Source organism: Aeromicrobium halocynthiae (assembly GCF_039531385.1).
Lineage (GTDB): Bacteria > Actinomycetota > Actinomycetes > Propionibacteriales > Nocardioidaceae > Aeromicrobium > Aeromicrobium halocynthiae.
Genome location: NZ_BAAAPY010000012.1, coordinates 1 through 14,901 on the forward strand (window position 1 = coordinate 1; position 14,901 = coordinate 14,901).

Consider the following 14,901-nt stretch of genomic DNA (forward strand, 5'->3'; position numbering starts at 1 on the left):
AAGGTAGCGTGAGACAAGTCGAGGTCTTCCAGATGGCGAGCGTCAGAACTTCCATCATCGGGAGACCTCGACGTCTACCCGGTCACTGCCCCCACCCCAGCCGCTACACCGTCATCTGTGAAGAGCCGCTTTCCCTCCTCGGTCGGGTGCTCGGTGATGTCACCGACCCACAACTCGTTGGGCCGTCCCGCGGCGAACTTGTGACGGATCACGCCGTGCTCATCGGTGCTCGCGCAGCGGTCGTCATGGACCGGCGGGCCCGGCTTCTTGCCATGCTTGCTGCGCTTCTTGCCGAAGCTGGACCACCAACGGTTGGCCGAGCAGATCCGCCAGACGGTCCGCTCGGCGACGTCGAAGCCACCAGCGCGGACCTCATCGACGATGAAGCGGTATCCGAACTCCGGATCGTCGCGATGGGCGTTGAAGATCGCGTCCGTCAGCAGAGCCTCGTCCCACTCGGAGTCGGTGACCGGACACGCGCACCAGCGGTAGTACTGCTGACGGCACAGCCCGAGCACCCGAGCACTGACTGCGACGGCGATCCCGTCGGCGGCCAGGTCCCTCACGAGTGGGAAGAGCCTTTTCCCGGCAGGTTCGCCTGAGACAGGTAAGCCGCCGCTCGCCGCAAGACTTCGTTTTCCTGCTCCAGCAGACGGATGCGCTTCTTGGCCTCACGCAGCTCCGCATGGTCCACAGCGCTCGTCCCGGGCTTGAGACCGTCCTCGACATCCGCTGTCTTCAGCCAGTTCGTCAGGCACGACTCACTGATCCCGAAATCGGTCGCGATCTGCTTCAACAACACACCCGGCTCACGGTTCCGGGCGACCTTGACCACGTCATCGCGGAACTCACGGGGATAGGGCTTAGGCATGCTGCACATCCTCTCCTGCAGCACCTCTCAGCACCACAGATCAGATGTCACCTATCCGTGCAGCAGTCCCGATGTTGTCCTCGAGATACCGGGATTCACAGACCAGCATAGGCCCGCACGACAAGGCGATCGGGACCGAAACATCGATTACTCGCTGACACCAGTGCGGTGGAAAAACCCGGGCGGACGGGGCTGCCGTGATATCACTCAGTCTCGACACCAGATCGAATCCGTCGATCTCGCGGATAGCCCAACGCATTAGGGATAGAACTTCGAAGAGCGGTGGGCACGAAGCCTCTGTGACACGTGGTGTCACGATGCCCGTTGAGAGCTGATCCTGCGCCGATCGCCGAAAGCTACCCACGCCGACCCGCGCGGGAGGCCCGTTAACCCTTGGTGTGCTGTTTCCATTTGTCGCCGGTAGGAGTCCGTTCAACACGCAGTCCCGCGTCCGGCTTGTGCCGCTGTGCCTGTGAGTTGACGAACCACAAGTCGGGGCCTTCAAGGAGGTACGCCCGCGCGGCGCGCCCGGCCCCCTTTGGTCGCCAAACGTCCACCAATAACCCCCGCAGGGCGTCGGCCGTTTCTCCCAGTCCGCGGCGTTCCGCGATCGCGGTTAGATGTTCGTTCGTCGGGTGCGCCGACTCGAGTTCCGTCAACGCCAAGGCGGAGAAGGTGTCTTCAGCGACCGGGCCCTGCACCCGCCTTGCCGCGGTCTGGGCAGACCAGGTGAAAATGCCTACAGAAAGAGCGACGCCCGACAGCGTAAAGCCAAAGCCCAACGCATTCATCCAGGATGGGCCATCAAGAGCCCAGTAGAAATAGCCCAGGAGGGACGCGAGCGCTGTTGCGAGCAAGGATGCGGCGATCATCAGCCACCTCGTCGATCGCTGGCCAAGAGGAACCCAGATCATTGTTGCTCCGTTCGTAATCGCCCGATCCCGTGAGCACGAAGCTCCGAGCTCCAGTATTCACAATGTCTGAGCGTGCCTCGCCTTCAGAGGGCGGGAACGTCGACGAACCGCTGCCAACGTCGAGAGCAGTCCGGCGCCTGGCAACGTGTGGGGGGCGGTAGGAATGAGCTAGAACCCGCCGGATCACGGGTGATCTGCTCAGTCAGGGAGTCGCGTTCGGACTTCTCGAGCTCGACCCTCATGGTCCCTTCCTTCGAGAACCTCTGCGCTAGGTCCTCGATCACCTGTCGAAGGTAGTGAAGATTGCCGGAAGGGCGGTCCTGCGACTAGCAGAAGTCGGCCAGGTTGATGTGGGACCTGGGCGAATCAATCGGCCCATATGGCCCATCCGCCATTATCGTCACCTCGTGCCGCATCGGCAAGTCGTGCTCCAGCAACTTGGACCCTCGTCCGAGTGACCAACTATGTTCTACGCCGGGAGCGAGGTAGTCCATGCCTTTAGCGATTCGTGCCATCGCCTTCTCGGTATGTTCGGCGACAGATCCTTCGACGGGCAGCGGTGGCTCGCCGCTGACTCGAACGGTACGGGCGATGGTGGGTCCAGCGTTGCCGATCGTGAAGTGCAACAGAGTGCCCTGACCTCTATCAGACCGAACGTCCGCAAGCATGGATGGCTGACGAATTTCTTCTGCCCGACGTTCTGCGCTCTCCACCGCGGCGCGCGTCACCCTCGCCGCCCTCTGAGTTCGATTCGCCATCCATATAGTGCAGATAGCGAGCACCCCGGCCAGAATTGCCGTTGCGAGATCCATCGTCAGCCTTCCAGTTAGCACCTACCGCGGTGTCGGGTACGCGCCTCGTCTTGGGTTCCAAACGATGGCTCGCAAACGTCCCTGTTCAGCGTGACTACACGCTCGGAAGATCAGCGATCTGGGAACATCGCTTCGCGATGACGCTGAGCCTGGGGTGGTTGCGGAGAGCCTCCTCGATCGTCTCGTTGTCGACGCCGAACTCTGTCAACGCAACGAGGTAAGTGACCAGCCTTACGGAATCGGCAATCACCTTGAAGTGGTAGAAGTCAGCGACCGGTCGATGTTTTTCCGCTCCGCCATGGTCCACGTTGTTGCGGGCCCACACCGCCCAGGTCGCCCACTTCTCTGCTCTTTCGTCTAGACCGATTTGGGTCTGTATCGGCACTGAGAGTCGATCTAGTAGGTCCAGGAGACGTTGGTTCAGACTCGGGCCCTTGCCTCCTCCCAGGCACCATCGCTGGAACCCTTCCGCAGATCCCAGGACCTGGCTGATGTGCTCCTCAACCATCACAGGGGAGTGGCCGATCTGACCCACGGTCATGTCCCTCGCGTAGCGCGCCTGCGGCGTGTGACCAAGCCGTTCCCATGTCCGCATGAAGGACTCGAGACTCACGTCAGCAAAGGTGAAAATCACATTCGCCGTTGCGGGCGATTCAGGAGAGCTGGGGCTTCCGAGGTGGGAAAGGAGCGACACTTCGTTTCCGTCGCATACCGCCGACATGGAGGCGGCGCCACAGACGCCGTACGTCGACAGCCGCATCAGCGCGAGAAGCGGCTGCGCTTCTCCGAGTAGGTCTCGAGCACTAGCTGGAGATGAAGTGGGCTCGATTCGCGTCCATGTGTCGACTCCGATCGTGATGCTTGGACCCGCGCGGGTGCGGCGGATCATGAAATCGAGCTTGAGATCAGGCATAGCTTCAGTCGCCTCGCTGATCCACGGGCGAGTCACGTTCGTGAACACACTGTAACTCGCCGATGAAGTCGCCCCAGTAGCGACATCAGCTCTTACGCCACCGACTACGGGCAAAACATAAGGGGCCAGGAACGATCCGTCCGGCTTATGCTCGCCGGCATCCTCCACACCCTCAATCTTGGCCCAGCGGGGTGCGGCAAAGCGACTGTCGTTGGTCAGATAATAGAGATCGTCCACCACCACCCTGAAGTTGGAAAGGGACTGCTGATCTGCAGAGGAAATATGCGCGCCGACACACACCCAGGAGCTGCACCAATATTCCTCCCGCAACTCTCCGACAAGATCGGTTGTGTACCTACGGCGCTCGGCATCCCATAGCGTGACCCGTTTGCCGCCATCGATCTCACCGTAGACCGTGCCCTCGCCAAATTCGGCTGCCTCTCCGCCGGCGAGCCCTGCATCGGCGTTGTCACAGCCGGGTCCTTGAAGACCACCAATGAGCTCCAGTTCGGCACCGCTCTGGGGATTCCACATTAAGAAACCCGGTCGTCGCACCTCGGGTGCGTTGGGAAGGAACCACCAACCCTTAAGGCGGTGGGAGTCGCACATCCTCATACGAGCCGACTGGTCCCAGTGCGGGGAGGGACGCGAGGCGAGGACGACCGTCGCACAGAGTCCATGCTCGAACGCTACAGGCGCTCAGCTGATCCACCCTTGAACGGCGCGTTCACAACCGTAAAATTCGGCAGCGTGGAGCAGATCAGTGACGATCGTCCTCGGCAACTCGCTCCAATGGGCGCAATGACGAGCTCGACTTCGTCGTAGACAGTTCATCCGCGTGACCATTCGTGTGACGAGCCCTCCGGCTCGGAGACCAGCCTTCACATCACCGCAGGTCAGAGTCACTTTCTGAGCCTCCGACAGGAGTCGAACCCGCGACATCCTCATTACAAGTGAGGCGCTCTACCAACTGAGCTACGGAGGCGTGCGGCGGACCGCTCGGCCATCGTAGCGAGGCGTCGCCGGGTCAGCGGGGACGACCACTACGCTGACGCGGGTCCGAGCAGCATCACCGTGGAGAGGCGGCACCTGTGGCTCGCATGTCGGCCGACGAACGTCGAGCGCAGCTGGTCGAGGCGGCCATCGCCGTGATGACCCGCGACGGCCTCGCCAAGGCGACGACGCGCGCGATCGTCGCCGAGGCGGGCGTGCCGCTCGGGGTGTTCCACTACTGCTTCGACTCCAAGGCGGCTCTGCTCGAGCGGGTCGTCGCGACCCTGCACGAACGCTCCGTCGAACGCGTCCTCGCCACGCCCCCGACCACCGGATCGGTCCGCGACGTCGTCCGCGCGACGCTCGAGACCTACTGGCAGCACGTCATCACCCACCGCGACGAGCACCGCCTCACCTACGAGGTCACCCAGGCCGCCCTGCACGATCCCGCCCTCGCCGGGGTGGCGCGCGCTCAGTACGAGCTCTACCTGCACACCAACACCGAGGCGATGGTCACGACCGCCGACCGCCTGGGCGTCACCTTCACTGTGCCGGTTGCCAGCCTGTCGCGCTACCTGCTGAGCGTCCTCGACGGCCTCACCCTCAACTGGCTGCTGCTCGGCGACGACACCACCGCCGCCGCCGTGCTCGACCTCGCCGCCGACCACGTCGCGGCCCTCACCCGCTCGGCCTGAGCCGGCACCCGCCACACCTTCTTGGACATTTGACCAAGAACTACACCGTCGAGGCGCGGGCGCGGGCATACTGAGCGCGTGCCCACTCCCGCCGACGCCCTCCTGGCCGCCACGTCGCACCTCCCGACGCCCCTGGCGATCCTCGACGAGCAAGCCCTGTGGGCGAACGCCGACGACCTCGTCGAGCGCGCGGCCGGCACCCCGATCCGTGTCGCCACCAAGTCCGTCCGGGTGCGCGAGATCGTCGAGCAGACGCTCGCGCGCGAGGGCTTCGCCGGCGTGATGTCCTACAGCCTCCCCGAGAGCCTGTGGCTCGTCGAGCACGGCGTCGACGACGTCCTCCTGGCCTACCCCAGCGTCGACCCCGACGCCCTGCGCGCGCTCGCCGCCGACGACGCCGGTCGCGCGGCGATCACCCTCATGGTCGACTCGATCGAGCACCTCGACGTCATCGACGCCGCCCTCGGCAGCGGTCACCCGACGCTGCGGCTGTGTCTCGACGTCGACGCGTCCCTGCGCATCGGTCCGCCCGGGCTCGCCGCGCACCTCGGGGTGCGACGCTCCCCCGTGCACACCGCGCGCCAGGCCAGGGCGATGGCGCGCACCATCGAGGCCCGCGCGGGCTTCGAGCTCGTCGGACTGATGTTCTACGACGCGCAGATCGCCGGGCTCCCGGACACCTCCCCCGCCGTCCGGCTCGTCAAGAAGGCCTCCAACGCAGAGCTGCACCGACGCCGCCGCGCCGTCGTCGACGCCGTGAGCCAGCACGCGCACCTCACCCTCGTCAACGCCGGCGGCACCGGCAGCCTCGAGACCACCGGCGCCGACCCCGTCGTCACCGAGCTGACCGCCGGCTCCGGGCTCTTCTGCCCCACGCTGTTCGACGGCTACGACGCCTTCGAGGCCCGGCCCGCCGCCTACTTCGCGTTGTCGGTGACGCGATGCCCGAGCCGATCCGTCGCCACCCTGCACGCCGGCGGGTACGTCGCGTCGGGGCCGGCGTCGGACTCCCGCCTGCCGACGCCGGTGTGGCCGACCGGGCTCAGCCTGCTCGGCACCGAGGGCGCCGGAGAGGTGCAGACCCCCGTCACCGGCAGCAATGCCCGCCACCTGTCCGTCGGCGACCGCGTGCTCCTGCGCTACGCCAAGGCCGGCGAGATGTGCGAGCGGTTCGACACCGTCGCCCTCGTGCGCGGCGACGGCACCGTCGAGCAGCTGCCCACCTACCGCGGCGAGGGGAAGGCCTTCGGATGAGCACCACCTGGCAGAGCAGCACGTGGCAGAACTGGGGCCGCAACGTCCGCTCCCACCCGACGCGCGTCGTCGAGCCCCGGTCGAGCGACGAGGTCGCCGCCGTCGTCCGCGCCGGCGCCGAGGCCGGGCTGGTCGTCAAGGCCGTCGGCGCCGGCCACTCCTTCACGCCCATCGCCGCCACCGACGGCATCCTGGCGAGCCTGCGCCACCTCGACCGGCTGCTGCACCACGACGTCGCCACCGGACGCGTCACCGTGCAGGCCGGCATCTCCCTGCATGCGCTCAACCGTGTGCTGGACGGTCTCGGGCTCGCCCTGCCCAACCTCGGCGACGTCGACCCGCAGTCCGTCGCCGGCGCCGTCTCCACCGGGACTCACGGCACCGGCGCGCGGCTGCGCGGGATCGCGGCCGCCGTCGTGGGTGCACGCCTGGTGACCGGCACGGGCGACGTGGTCGACGTCGACGAGCAGCACCCCTGGTTCGGGGCGGTGCGCGTCGGTCTCGGCGCGCTGGGCGTCCTCACCGAGGTCACGCTGCAGTGCGTGCCCGCGTTCCTGCTGCGCGCCCGCGAGGAACCGGCGCGCCTGCCGGCCCTCCTCGCGGCCCTGCCCGAGCTGGTCGAGGCCCACGACCACATGGAGTTCTACTGGTTCCCGCACACCGACCGCGCCCTGCTCAAGCGCAACGACCGCGTGCCCGAGGGCACCGAACGTCGCCCGGTCGGGCGGGTCCGCCACCTCCTCGACGACGAGCTGCTCAGCAACGGCGCCTTCGAGCTGCTGAACCGCGCCGTCCGGCTGCGGCCGTCGGTCATCCCGCGCGCCAACGAGCTGTCCGGGTCGCTGCTCGGCGCACGCGAGTACGTCGACCACTCCCACGCCGTGTTCGTCTCTCCGCGCCGGGTGCGGTTCGTCGAGAGCGAGTTCGCCGTGCCGCGCGAGGCGCTGCCCGACCTCATCGCCGCGCTGCAGCGCTGGTTCTCCCGGACCGACGAGCGGGTCTCCTTCCCGATCGAGGTGCGGTTCGCCGCCGACGACGACGTCTGGCTGTCGACCGCGCACGATCGCGACAGCGCCTACGTCGCGGTGCACCAGTACCACCGCACGGACCCGACGGCCTACTTCGCGGCCACGCAGGACATCTTCACCGCGCACGAGGGCCGACCGCACTGGGGCAAGATGCACACCCTCGACGCGTCGTACCTGGCCGAGCGGTACCCGAGGTTCGAGGACTTCCTCGCCGTCCGCGAGGACGCCGACCCGCACCGCACGTTCGCCAACCCCTACCTGCAGCGCGTCCTCGGTCCCTGACCACGGCAGCCGCGTCCGCGAGTGGCGCGAACCCACCCGCGAGTGGCGCGAACCCACCCGCGAGTGGCGCGAACCCACCCGCGAGTGGCGCGAACCCACCCGCGAGTGGCGCGAACCGGGGCTTCTGAGACGGCGTGTCGCCCCAGTTTGCGCCACTCGCGAGTCACTGTGCGCCACTGGATGTCGACAATGCGCCTCTCGCGGCGGACTTCCGGCCGGTGGTGCCATAGTCAGGTCATGGAACCGAGCGACCACGACCTCGACGAGCAGGGCAGGCGCAACCCCCCCGACGAGCGGGAGCGAGCTCGACGTGCTGCGCGGGTTCCTCGAGTTCCACCGCCAGACGCTGATGTGGAAGATCTCCGGACTCGACCGCGACGCGCTCCTGCGCACCCACCCGCCGTCGACGATGACGCTGCTCGGCATGGTCAAGCACCTCGCCTACGTGGAGGACTACTGGTTCGGCGAGGTCCTTCGCGGCGTGAGTCTTCAGCCGTGGGCCGACGTGGACTGGTCCGGCGACCCGGACTGGGACTGGCGCTCGGCTGCCGACGAGAGCGTCGAGGACGTCCTGGCACTCTGGCAGGACGCCATCGCTCGCTCCGACGACGCGCTGACCTCGGCGGGCGAGGGTCTCGACACCCGAGCGGTCCGACCTCCGCGCCGGGTCGAGGGCGACCTGAATCTGCGCTGGATCGTCGTGCACATGGTCGAGGAGTACAGCCGCCACAACGGCCACGCCGATCTCCTGCGCGAGGCCATCGACGGCCAGGTCGGGGAGTAGCCGCCCCCGCGGGCCCTCAGGCCAGCGCCAGGAACACCTTTTCCAGCTTGGCCTGGTCGACCTCGTCGCCCTCGACGAGGCACTTCTGCAGACCGGTGGAGACGAGGGCATAGCCGCTGCGGCTGATCGCCTTGTTCACGGCGGCGAGCTGGGTGAGGGCGGCCTCGCAGTCCGCACCCTCCTCCAGCATGCGGATGACGCTGGCCAGGTGGCCGTGCGCGCGCTTCATGCGACGGGTGATCGCGGCGGTGTCCTCAGGTTCCAGGTGCATCACCACATCATATCCCCCCAGGGGGTTCTGTGGTAGCGTCGACCTCGATCCCCCCCGGGGGATAATCGAAAGGAGTCTCATGTCGCACGGAAAGTCCGTCCTGACCGAGCTGTCCCCCCAACACCGCCGCCTCCGCAAGGCCGTCCCCGACGTCTACCGCGGGTTCGGCGAGCTGCACTCCGCCGCCTTCGCCGACGGCGCCCTCGACGTCCGCACCAAGGAGCTCATCGCCCTGGCCCTCGGCGTCGCCGAGGGGTGCGACGGCTGCATCGCCTCCCACGCCCAGGCCGCCGTCCGCGCCGGCGCCACGCGCCAGGAGGCCGCCGAGGCCATCGGCGTCACCTTCCTCATGAAGGGCGGACCGGCCACCATCCACGGCCCCCGCGCCTACGACGCGTTCTGCGAGTTCGCCGACGCCCACGACGCCGGCGAGCAGCCGGCCTGACCACGGAGGACCACCATGTGTCGACCCACCACCTGCAGGACCTGCGGCAAGACCACCTGGGCCGGCTGCGGCCAGCACGTCGCCCAGGTCAGGTCGATGGTGCCCGCGTCCAACTGGTGCGACGGGAAGCACCCTGAGGCACCGAAGCCGGGCTTCATGAGCCGCCTGTTCGGCCGCTGACCCGGTCTACCGCTGCACCTACCTCTGGGCCGCGAGGTGCGTCTCGAGGTTCGCCCCGAAGCGGCGTCCCATCTCGGCCAGCACGCCCTTCATCGCCGTGCGCACCGCCGGCTTCGCGTGACGCGGCAGCGGCAGGTCGACCTTGACCGTCAACGCGATCGACAGCTCCGTCCCGGCGTCGACCTCGCGCAGTCGGTACCAGCCGTCGGCGCCCGCCCGCTCGCGCACCCCGTCCGGCGGGTCGTGCTCGAACTCGATGCAGCGCGGCTCGTCGAGGTGCATCCGCACGGTGAACGCCGGGCTGAACGACATCCCCATGCGCGACATCGAGATCATCTCCCAGTGCCAGTGGTCGCCGTCCTCGGTGATGCGCTGCAGGAACGGCGTCATCGCGACGACCTGGTCGGGATCGGCGAGCATTTCCCACACCTGCTGGGGGGTCGCGTCGACCACCGCCGTCGACTCCCTGCTCGCCTCGAACCATGCCATGGGTCCATCCTTGCCTAGAGTGGCGCCATGCGCGTCCTGGTCACCGGCGGAGCCGGCTACATCGGATCCCACACCGTCGTGCGGCTCGTCGAGTCCGGGCACGAGGTCGAGGTGGTCGACAACCTCGTCAACGGCAAGGCCGAGGCCGTCCGACGGGTCGAGGAGCTCACCGGCACGTCGGTCCCGCTCCACGTCGTCGACCTGCGCAACGACGCAGCGACCCGGCGCGTGCTCGAGGAGGGCCGCTTCGACGCCGTCATCCACTTCGCTGCCCTCAAGGCCGTCGGGGAGAGCACGCAGAAGCCGCTGGAGTACTACGCCAACAACATGGGGGCGACGCTCACCCTGCTCGCGGCGATGCGCGACGCGGGTGTGACGACGATCGTCTTCTCCTCCTCGGCCACCGTCTACGGCGCGGCCGCCCCGGTCCCGTACGTGGAGGACTTCGAGCCACTGGACTCCGCCAGCACCTACGGCCAGACCAAGGTGATGACCGAACGCATCCTCACCGACGTCGCCGCAGCCGATCCCACCTGGCGCATCGCGCTGCTGCGGTACTTCAACCCGGTCGGTGCGCACCCGTCCGGGCGCATCGGCGAGGACCCCCGGGGCGTCCCGAACAACCTCGTCCCCTTCATCGCCCAGGTCGCGGTCGGCCGGCGCGAGCGGCTCTCGGTCTTCGGGGGTGACTACCCGACGTCCGACGGCACCTGCGAGCGCGACTACATCCACGTGCAGGACGTCGCCGACGGGCACGTCGTGGCCCTCGACGCCATCGCGGCCGGGGAGGCCGGCGTGCACGCCTGGAACCTCGGCAGCGGCACCGGAACGTCCGTGCTGGAGATGATCGGCGCGTTCGAGCGGGCCAGCGGCCGCGCGATCCCCTACGACGTCGTCGAGCGACGCGACGGCGACCTCCCCGCCTTCTGGGCCGACCCGGGCAAGGCCGAGCGTGAGCTCGGCTGGACGACCACCCGCTCGGTCGACGACATGTGCCGCGACACCTGGAGGTGGCAGTCGCAGAACCCGAACGGCTACGACGGCTGAGCAGGCGTCGGGGCGGGGCGTGGTTTCGATACGAGCCGAGGCGCTCCTCCGTCACCCTCGTCTCCACTCAACCACCGAGAACTGGACCATCTCTCGGTGGTCGAGTAGCGGGGACCGCGACGAAGGAGCAGGACCCCGCATATCGAGACCAGGCCCACCACCCGCGATACAGCCGACCCACGACCCCCAGCCGTGGTTTCGATACGAGCCGAGACGCTCCTCCGTCGCCCTCGTCTCTACTCAACCACCGAGGCCCAGCCCGACCGGGGCGTTCAGCGGCGGCGTTGAGCGACCGCGTAGAGGGAGATGCCGGCGGCGACGCCGGCGTTGAGCGACTCCAGTCCCGACGCCATCGGGATGGACACCGTCGCGTCGCAGTTCTCCCCCACGAGGCGGGAGATGCCCTTGCCCTCCGAGCCGATGACGATGGCGAGCGGCCCGTCGGCGAGGTCGAGGTCGGGCAGGTCGACGTCGCCGTCGGCGGCGAGCCCGACCACCATGAGCCCGGCCTTCTTGAACGACGTGATCTGCCGGGTCAGGTTCGTCGCCCGGCACACCGGGACGCGAGCGGCGGCACCGGCGGAGGTCTTCCACGCAGCAGCCGTCATCTGCGCGGCGCGACGCTCGGGCACGACGACGCCGTGCGCGCCGAACCCGGACGCGGACCGGACGATGGCACCGAGGTTGCGGGGGTCGGTGATGCCGTCGAGGACCACCATGAGCGGCACCTCCCCGTCGGCGATCGCCTGGGCGACGACGGCGTCGGCGTCGGCGTAGTCGTAGGCGTCGAGCTTGGCGGCCACACCCTGGTGCACGGCGCCGCCGGTGAGCTTGTCGAGCTCGACCCGGCCCACCTCCAGCAGCGAGACGTGCTGCTCGGCGGCGAGCTTGAAGATCTCGCGGACCCGGTCGTCGCGGTCGAGGCCCTCGGCGATGTACAACCCCATGACCGGGACCGTGGCCCGCAGCAGCTCGAGGACACTGTTGCGCCCGGCCACCCACTCGGGCCCGCCGTCGCTCTTGCGCTTGGGTCGCGCGGCCTCGCGCTTGTCGGCCGCACGCGCCATCTTGTAGGCCTTGTGGTTCGGGCGCTCCTCGGCGCGGGGCGTGGGCCCCTTGCCCTCCAGCCCCTTGCGTCGGCGCCCTCCCGACCCGGCGGTCGGGTTGCCCTTGCCGGACTTCTTGATCGCGCCTCGACGGTTGCTGTTGCCGGCCATCAGCTGCTCCTCACGGACCACCGCGGGCCGTGCGGCGTGTCCTCGATCTCGATGCCGGCCGCGGCCAGCTGGTCGCGCACGCGGTCGGCGGTGGCGAAGTCCTTGGTCGCGCGCGCCTCCTGGCGCTGCTCGAGCAGACCCTGCACGAGCGGCTCCAGCGCACGTCGGGAGCTGTCGTCGGCACCCTGCGCCTGCCACTGCTCGGCGAGCGGGTCGACGCCGAGGACGTCGAGCATCGCCCGCACCTGCGCCAGGGCCTCGCCGGTCGTGGCGTCGTCGTCGCCGGAGAGCGCGCTGTTGCCCGCGCTGATGACGCGTTGGACCTCCGCGAGCGCCGCCGGGACCGCCAGGTCGTCGTCCATCGCCGCCACGAACGCCGGGGTCACGTCGCCCGGCTCGCCGGCACCGACCCGCTGGGCCGCGCGCCGCACGAACCCCTCGATGCGCTCGAACGCCACGGCCGCCTCGGCGAGCGACTCCTCGGTGAACTCCACGATCGAGCGGTAGTGCGACGCGACGAGGTAGTAGCGCAGCGCGATGGCCGGGACCCGCTTGACGACCTCGCTGACCATGAGTGTGTTGCCGACGCTCTTGGACATCTTGGCGCCGCTGAGGTTGAGCATCGCGTTGTGCATCCACAGCCGCGCGAACGGCCGCCCTGCGGCACGGGACTGCGCGAGCTCGTTCTCGTGGTGCGGGAAGCGCAGGTCGAGACCCCCGCCGTGGATGTCGAACTCCGCGCCCAGGTACTTGCCGGCCATCGCCGAGCACTCCAGGTGCCAGCCGGGCCGACCACGACCCCAGGGGGTGGGCCAGGACGCCGACTCGGGGTCGTCGGCCTTGCTGCCCTTCCACAGCGCGAAGTCGCGTGGGTCGCGCTTGCCGTCCGGCGGCGCGTCGGGCGCGTCCTGCATGTCCTCGACGCGCTGGTTGCTGAGCTCGCCGTACTGCGGCCACGAGCGCACGTCGAAGTACACGTCGCCGGAGTCGTCGGTGGCCGGGTAGGCGTGGCCACGCTCGATGAGCTCGGCCATCATCTCGATCATCTCCGGCACGACGCCCGTGGCACGAGGCTCGTACGTGGGCGGTCGGCACCCGAGCACCTCGTAGGCCGCGTGCAGGGCGCGCTCGTTCTCGTAGGCGACGGCGAACCACGGACGGTCCTGCTCGAGCGCCTTGGTGAGGATCTTGTCGTCGATGTCGGTGACGTTGGCGACGACGGTGACGTCGTAGCCGTCGCGCTCGAGCCAGCGACGCAGGACGTCGAAGACGACCTCCTTGCGGATGTGTCCGATGTGCGGCGGCCCCTGCACGGTGAGCCCGCAGTGGTAGATGCCGACGTGCCCGGGGACGACCGGGTCGAGCTCGCGCACCTGGCGCGTCGCGGTGTCGTACAGGCGAAGACTCACTCCGCAACCCTACCGGCCCGAAAAGCCCTACGATGACCGCATGTGCCGCCTTCCCCGGCTCGCGGTCTGGCTGGTGGCCGCGGTCCTGCTCATGCCCCTGCTCACGGTCTCCTCCGCCCAGGCGGTCGCCGACCACACCCGCACCGTCCGGTGGGAGACCCCCGCCCGGCTCGCCGCCGGTGCGTTCGACGGCGTCCGGCTCGACGGCAACGCCGTCGTCCTGTCCTCCCCCACGCGGACGCGTACCCACACCGACCCCTTCGGGGCGAAGAAGCCGGTGCGCTGGAGCTACGGGTCGTGGACCTCGCCATGGACCTCCTCCGGCACCCAGGCCAACCACCTGGTGCCGTCGTGGGGCGCGACGATGCCGCACGGCACCTGGCTGCGCGTGCTGGTGCGCGTCAAGCGAGGCTCCAGCACCGGCAGCTGGGACGTCGTCGGGGAGTGGGCGTACGGACCGAACAGCATCAACCGCGCCTCCGGCCTCGCCCAGACCGACGACCTCGCCAAGGTCGCCGTCGACACCGTGCGCGCCAACCCGAACAAGCGCTTCTCCTCGTGGCAGGTGCGGGTCGAGCTGCTGCGCAAGCCAGGATCGAGCGCGACGCCGCGCCTGCGCTCGGTGAGCGCGGCCGTGTCCTCCTACGGCACCCGCTCGGTCGCGACGAGCCGCACGACCATGACCGCGACCCGGGAGCTCCGGGTCCCGTCGTTCTCGCAGATGACCCACCGCGGCCACTTCCCGCAGTGGGGTGGCGGCGGGGAGGCGTGGTGCTCCCCGACATCGATCGCGATGGTCCTGCGCTACGCGGGCCGTGGTCCCGCAGCCTCGAAGTACCAGTGGGCCGGCACCGACGGCCAGGTCGACCACGCGGCCCGCTACTCCTACGACCACCGCTATCGCGGCACCGGCAACTGGGGCTTCTCGACGGCCTACGCCGCGCACCACGGTGCCGACGCCTTCGTGACGCGCCTGAGCGACCTGCGCGACGCCGAGGCGTTCATCAGGGCCGGCATCCCGCTGGTGGTCTCGGTGCGGTTCGGTCGCGGCGAGCTCTCCGGCGCGCCGATCTCCTCGACGAACGGGCACCTGCTCGTCATCCGCGGCTTCACCAAGGACGGCCGGGTCATCGCCAACGACCCGGCCGGGGCGACGAACTCCGCGGTCCGACGCGCCTACGACCGTGCCCAGCTCGAACGTGCGTGGTTGCGCGGCAGCGGTGGCATCACCTACGTCGTGAGGGCCCCCGGCACGGCCCTGCCCGCGGACACGCTGCGCTGGTAGGCCACACCGTTC

At 68.7% G+C, this 14,901-nt stretch carries 15 protein-coding genes and 1 tRNA gene; 7 read left to right on the top strand and 9 right to left on the bottom strand.

What is annotated here, in order from left to right; all coding sequences use genetic code 11:
- Positions 1 to 74: 74 nt before the first annotated feature.
- The 5 genes from ABD213_RS13365 to ABD213_RS13385 form a co-directional block, all read right to left on the bottom strand.
- Entirely contained in the window at positions 75 to 566 is a 492-nt protein-coding gene (locus ABD213_RS13365; protein WP_344329592.1) for a hypothetical protein, read from the bottom strand.
- Positions 563 to 871: a transposase gene (locus tag ABD213_RS13370; RefSeq protein WP_344329596.1), complete on the bottom strand. Its 309-nt coding sequence runs from the start codon at positions 869 to 871 to the stop codon at positions 563 to 565. The genes ABD213_RS13365 and ABD213_RS13370 overlap by 4 nt, the downstream gene beginning before the upstream one ends.
- 386 nt (positions 872 to 1,257) lie before the next feature.
- Positions 1,258 to 1,743 (bottom strand): hypothetical protein, encoded by a 486-nt coding sequence (locus tag ABD213_RS13375; protein WP_344329601.1) that lies wholly within the window; start codon positions 1,741 to 1,743, stop codon positions 1,258 to 1,260.
- A gap of 948 nt (positions 1,744 to 2,691) precedes the next feature.
- Positions 2,692 to 4,125, bottom strand: a complete 1,434-nt coding sequence (locus tag ABD213_RS13380; RefSeq protein ID WP_344329604.1) for an ApeA N-terminal domain 1-containing protein — start codon at positions 4,123 to 4,125, stop codon at positions 2,692 to 2,694.
- A gap of 297 nt (positions 4,126 to 4,422) precedes the next feature.
- Positions 4,423 to 4,495 (bottom strand) — tRNA-Thr (locus ABD213_RS13385).
- A gap of 115 nt (positions 4,496 to 4,610) precedes the next feature.
- Here ABD213_RS13385 and ABD213_RS13390 point away from each other — a divergent pair.
- The 4 genes from ABD213_RS13390 (at position 4,611) to ABD213_RS13405 (ending at position 8,546) form a co-directional block, all read left to right on the top strand.
- Positions 4,611 to 5,198 carry a TetR/AcrR family transcriptional regulator gene (locus ABD213_RS13390; RefSeq protein WP_344329744.1) on the top strand — a complete coding sequence of 196 codons (588 nt, stop codon included), beginning with the start codon at positions 4,611 to 4,613 and terminating at the stop codon, positions 5,196 to 5,198.
- 78 nt (positions 5,199 to 5,276) lie between these two features.
- Complete coding sequence (locus tag ABD213_RS13395; RefSeq protein ID WP_344329606.1) at positions 5,277 to 6,452, top strand: alanine racemase; 1,176 nt, start codon at positions 5,277 to 5,279, stop codon at positions 6,450 to 6,452.
- Entirely contained in the window at positions 6,449 to 7,762 is a 1,314-nt protein-coding gene (locus tag ABD213_RS13400; protein WP_344329608.1) for a D-arabinono-1,4-lactone oxidase, read from the top strand. The genes ABD213_RS13395 and ABD213_RS13400 overlap by 4 nt, the downstream gene beginning before the upstream one ends.
- Positions 7,763 to 8,072: 310 nt before the next feature.
- On the top strand, positions 8,073 to 8,546 hold the full coding sequence (locus ABD213_RS13405) for a DinB family protein (protein WP_344329610.1): 474 nt from the start codon (positions 8,073 to 8,075) through the stop codon (positions 8,544 to 8,546).
- Between the two features lie 16 nt (positions 8,547 to 8,562).
- Here the strand turns inward: ABD213_RS13405 and ABD213_RS13410 are convergent, their stop codons facing one another.
- The gene (locus ABD213_RS13410; RefSeq protein ID WP_344329612.1) at positions 8,563 to 8,817 is read right to left on the bottom strand and encodes a metal-sensitive transcriptional regulator; all 255 of its coding nucleotides are present in this window, start codon (positions 8,815 to 8,817) and stop codon (positions 8,563 to 8,565) included.
- A gap of 79 nt (positions 8,818 to 8,896) precedes the next feature.
- Here ABD213_RS13410 and ABD213_RS13415 point away from each other — a divergent pair, with 79 nt between their 5' ends.
- Entirely contained in the window at positions 8,897 to 9,262 is a 366-nt protein-coding gene (locus ABD213_RS13415) for a carboxymuconolactone decarboxylase family protein (RefSeq protein WP_344329613.1), read from the top strand.
- A 198-nt stretch (positions 9,263 to 9,460) separates the two neighbouring features.
- On the opposite strand, the gene ABD213_RS13420 is transcribed toward ABD213_RS13415, so the two are convergent.
- Entirely contained in the window at positions 9,461 to 9,931 is a 471-nt protein-coding gene (locus ABD213_RS13420) for an SRPBCC family protein (RefSeq protein WP_344329615.1), read from the bottom strand.
- Positions 9,932 to 9,958: 27 nt separating this feature from the next.
- Here ABD213_RS13420 and galE point away from each other — a divergent pair, with 27 nt between their 5' ends.
- Positions 9,959 to 10,978 carry a UDP-glucose 4-epimerase GalE gene (gene galE / locus ABD213_RS13425; protein WP_344329616.1) on the top strand — a complete coding sequence of 340 codons (1,020 nt, stop codon included), beginning with the start codon at positions 9,959 to 9,961 and terminating at the stop codon, positions 10,976 to 10,978.
- Positions 10,979 to 11,250: 272 nt separating this feature from the next.
- Here the strand turns inward: galE and rlmB are convergent, their stop codons facing one another.
- Together rlmB and cysS are read right to left on the bottom strand one after the other, a co-directional pair.
- On the bottom strand, positions 11,251 to 12,195 hold the full coding sequence (gene rlmB / locus ABD213_RS13430) for a 23S rRNA (guanosine(2251)-2'-O)-methyltransferase RlmB (RefSeq protein WP_344329618.1): 945 nt from the start codon (positions 12,193 to 12,195) through the stop codon (positions 11,251 to 11,253).
- Positions 12,195 to 13,604 carry a cysteine--tRNA ligase gene (gene cysS, locus ABD213_RS13435; protein WP_344329619.1) on the bottom strand — a complete coding sequence of 470 codons (1,410 nt, stop codon included), beginning with the start codon at positions 13,602 to 13,604 and terminating at the stop codon, positions 12,195 to 12,197. The genes rlmB and cysS overlap by 1 nt, the downstream gene beginning before the upstream one ends.
- A 40-nt stretch (positions 13,605 to 13,644) precedes the next feature.
- Here cysS and ABD213_RS13440 point away from each other — a divergent pair, with 40 nt between their 5' ends.
- A complete protein-coding gene (locus ABD213_RS13440) occupies positions 13,645 to 14,889 on the top strand; it encodes a peptidase C39 family protein (protein WP_344329621.1) in 1,245 nt (414 codons plus the stop codon).
- Positions 14,890 to 14,901 lie beyond the last annotated feature (12 nt).

Coding starts and splice junctions, on each gene's coding strand:
- ABD213_RS13370 (WP_344329596.1), bottom strand. CDS start 871: ATGCCTAAGCCCTATCCCCGTGAGTTCCGCGATGACGTGGTCAAGGTC.
- galE (WP_344329616.1), top strand. CDS start 9,959: ATGCGCGTCCTGGTCACCGGCGGAGCCGGCTACATCGGATCCCACACC.
- ABD213_RS13415 (WP_344329613.1), top strand. CDS start 8,897: ATGTCGCACGGAAAGTCCGTCCTGACCGAGCTGTCCCCCCAACACCGC.
- ABD213_RS13380 (WP_344329604.1), bottom strand. CDS start 4,125: ATGAGGATGTGCGACTCCCACCGCCTTAAGGGTTGGTGGTTCCTTCCC.
- ABD213_RS13400 (WP_344329608.1), top strand. CDS start 6,449: ATGAGCACCACCTGGCAGAGCAGCACGTGGCAGAACTGGGGCCGCAAC.
- ABD213_RS13390 (WP_344329744.1), top strand. CDS start 4,611: ATGTCGGCCGACGAACGTCGAGCGCAGCTGGTCGAGGCGGCCATCGCC.
- ABD213_RS13375 (WP_344329601.1), bottom strand. CDS start 1,743: ATGATCGCCGCATCCTTGCTCGCAACAGCGCTCGCGTCCCTCCTGGGC.
- ABD213_RS13420 (WP_344329615.1), bottom strand. CDS start 9,931: ATGGCATGGTTCGAGGCGAGCAGGGAGTCGACGGCGGTGGTCGACGCG.
- rlmB (WP_344329618.1), bottom strand. CDS start 12,195: ATGGCCGGCAACAGCAACCGTCGAGGCGCGATCAAGAAGTCCGGCAAG.
- ABD213_RS13440 (WP_344329621.1), top strand. CDS start 13,645: ATGTGCCGCCTTCCCCGGCTCGCGGTCTGGCTGGTGGCCGCGGTCCTG.
- ABD213_RS13410 (WP_344329612.1), bottom strand. CDS start 8,817: ATGCACCTGGAACCTGAGGACACCGCCGCGATCACCCGTCGCATGAAG.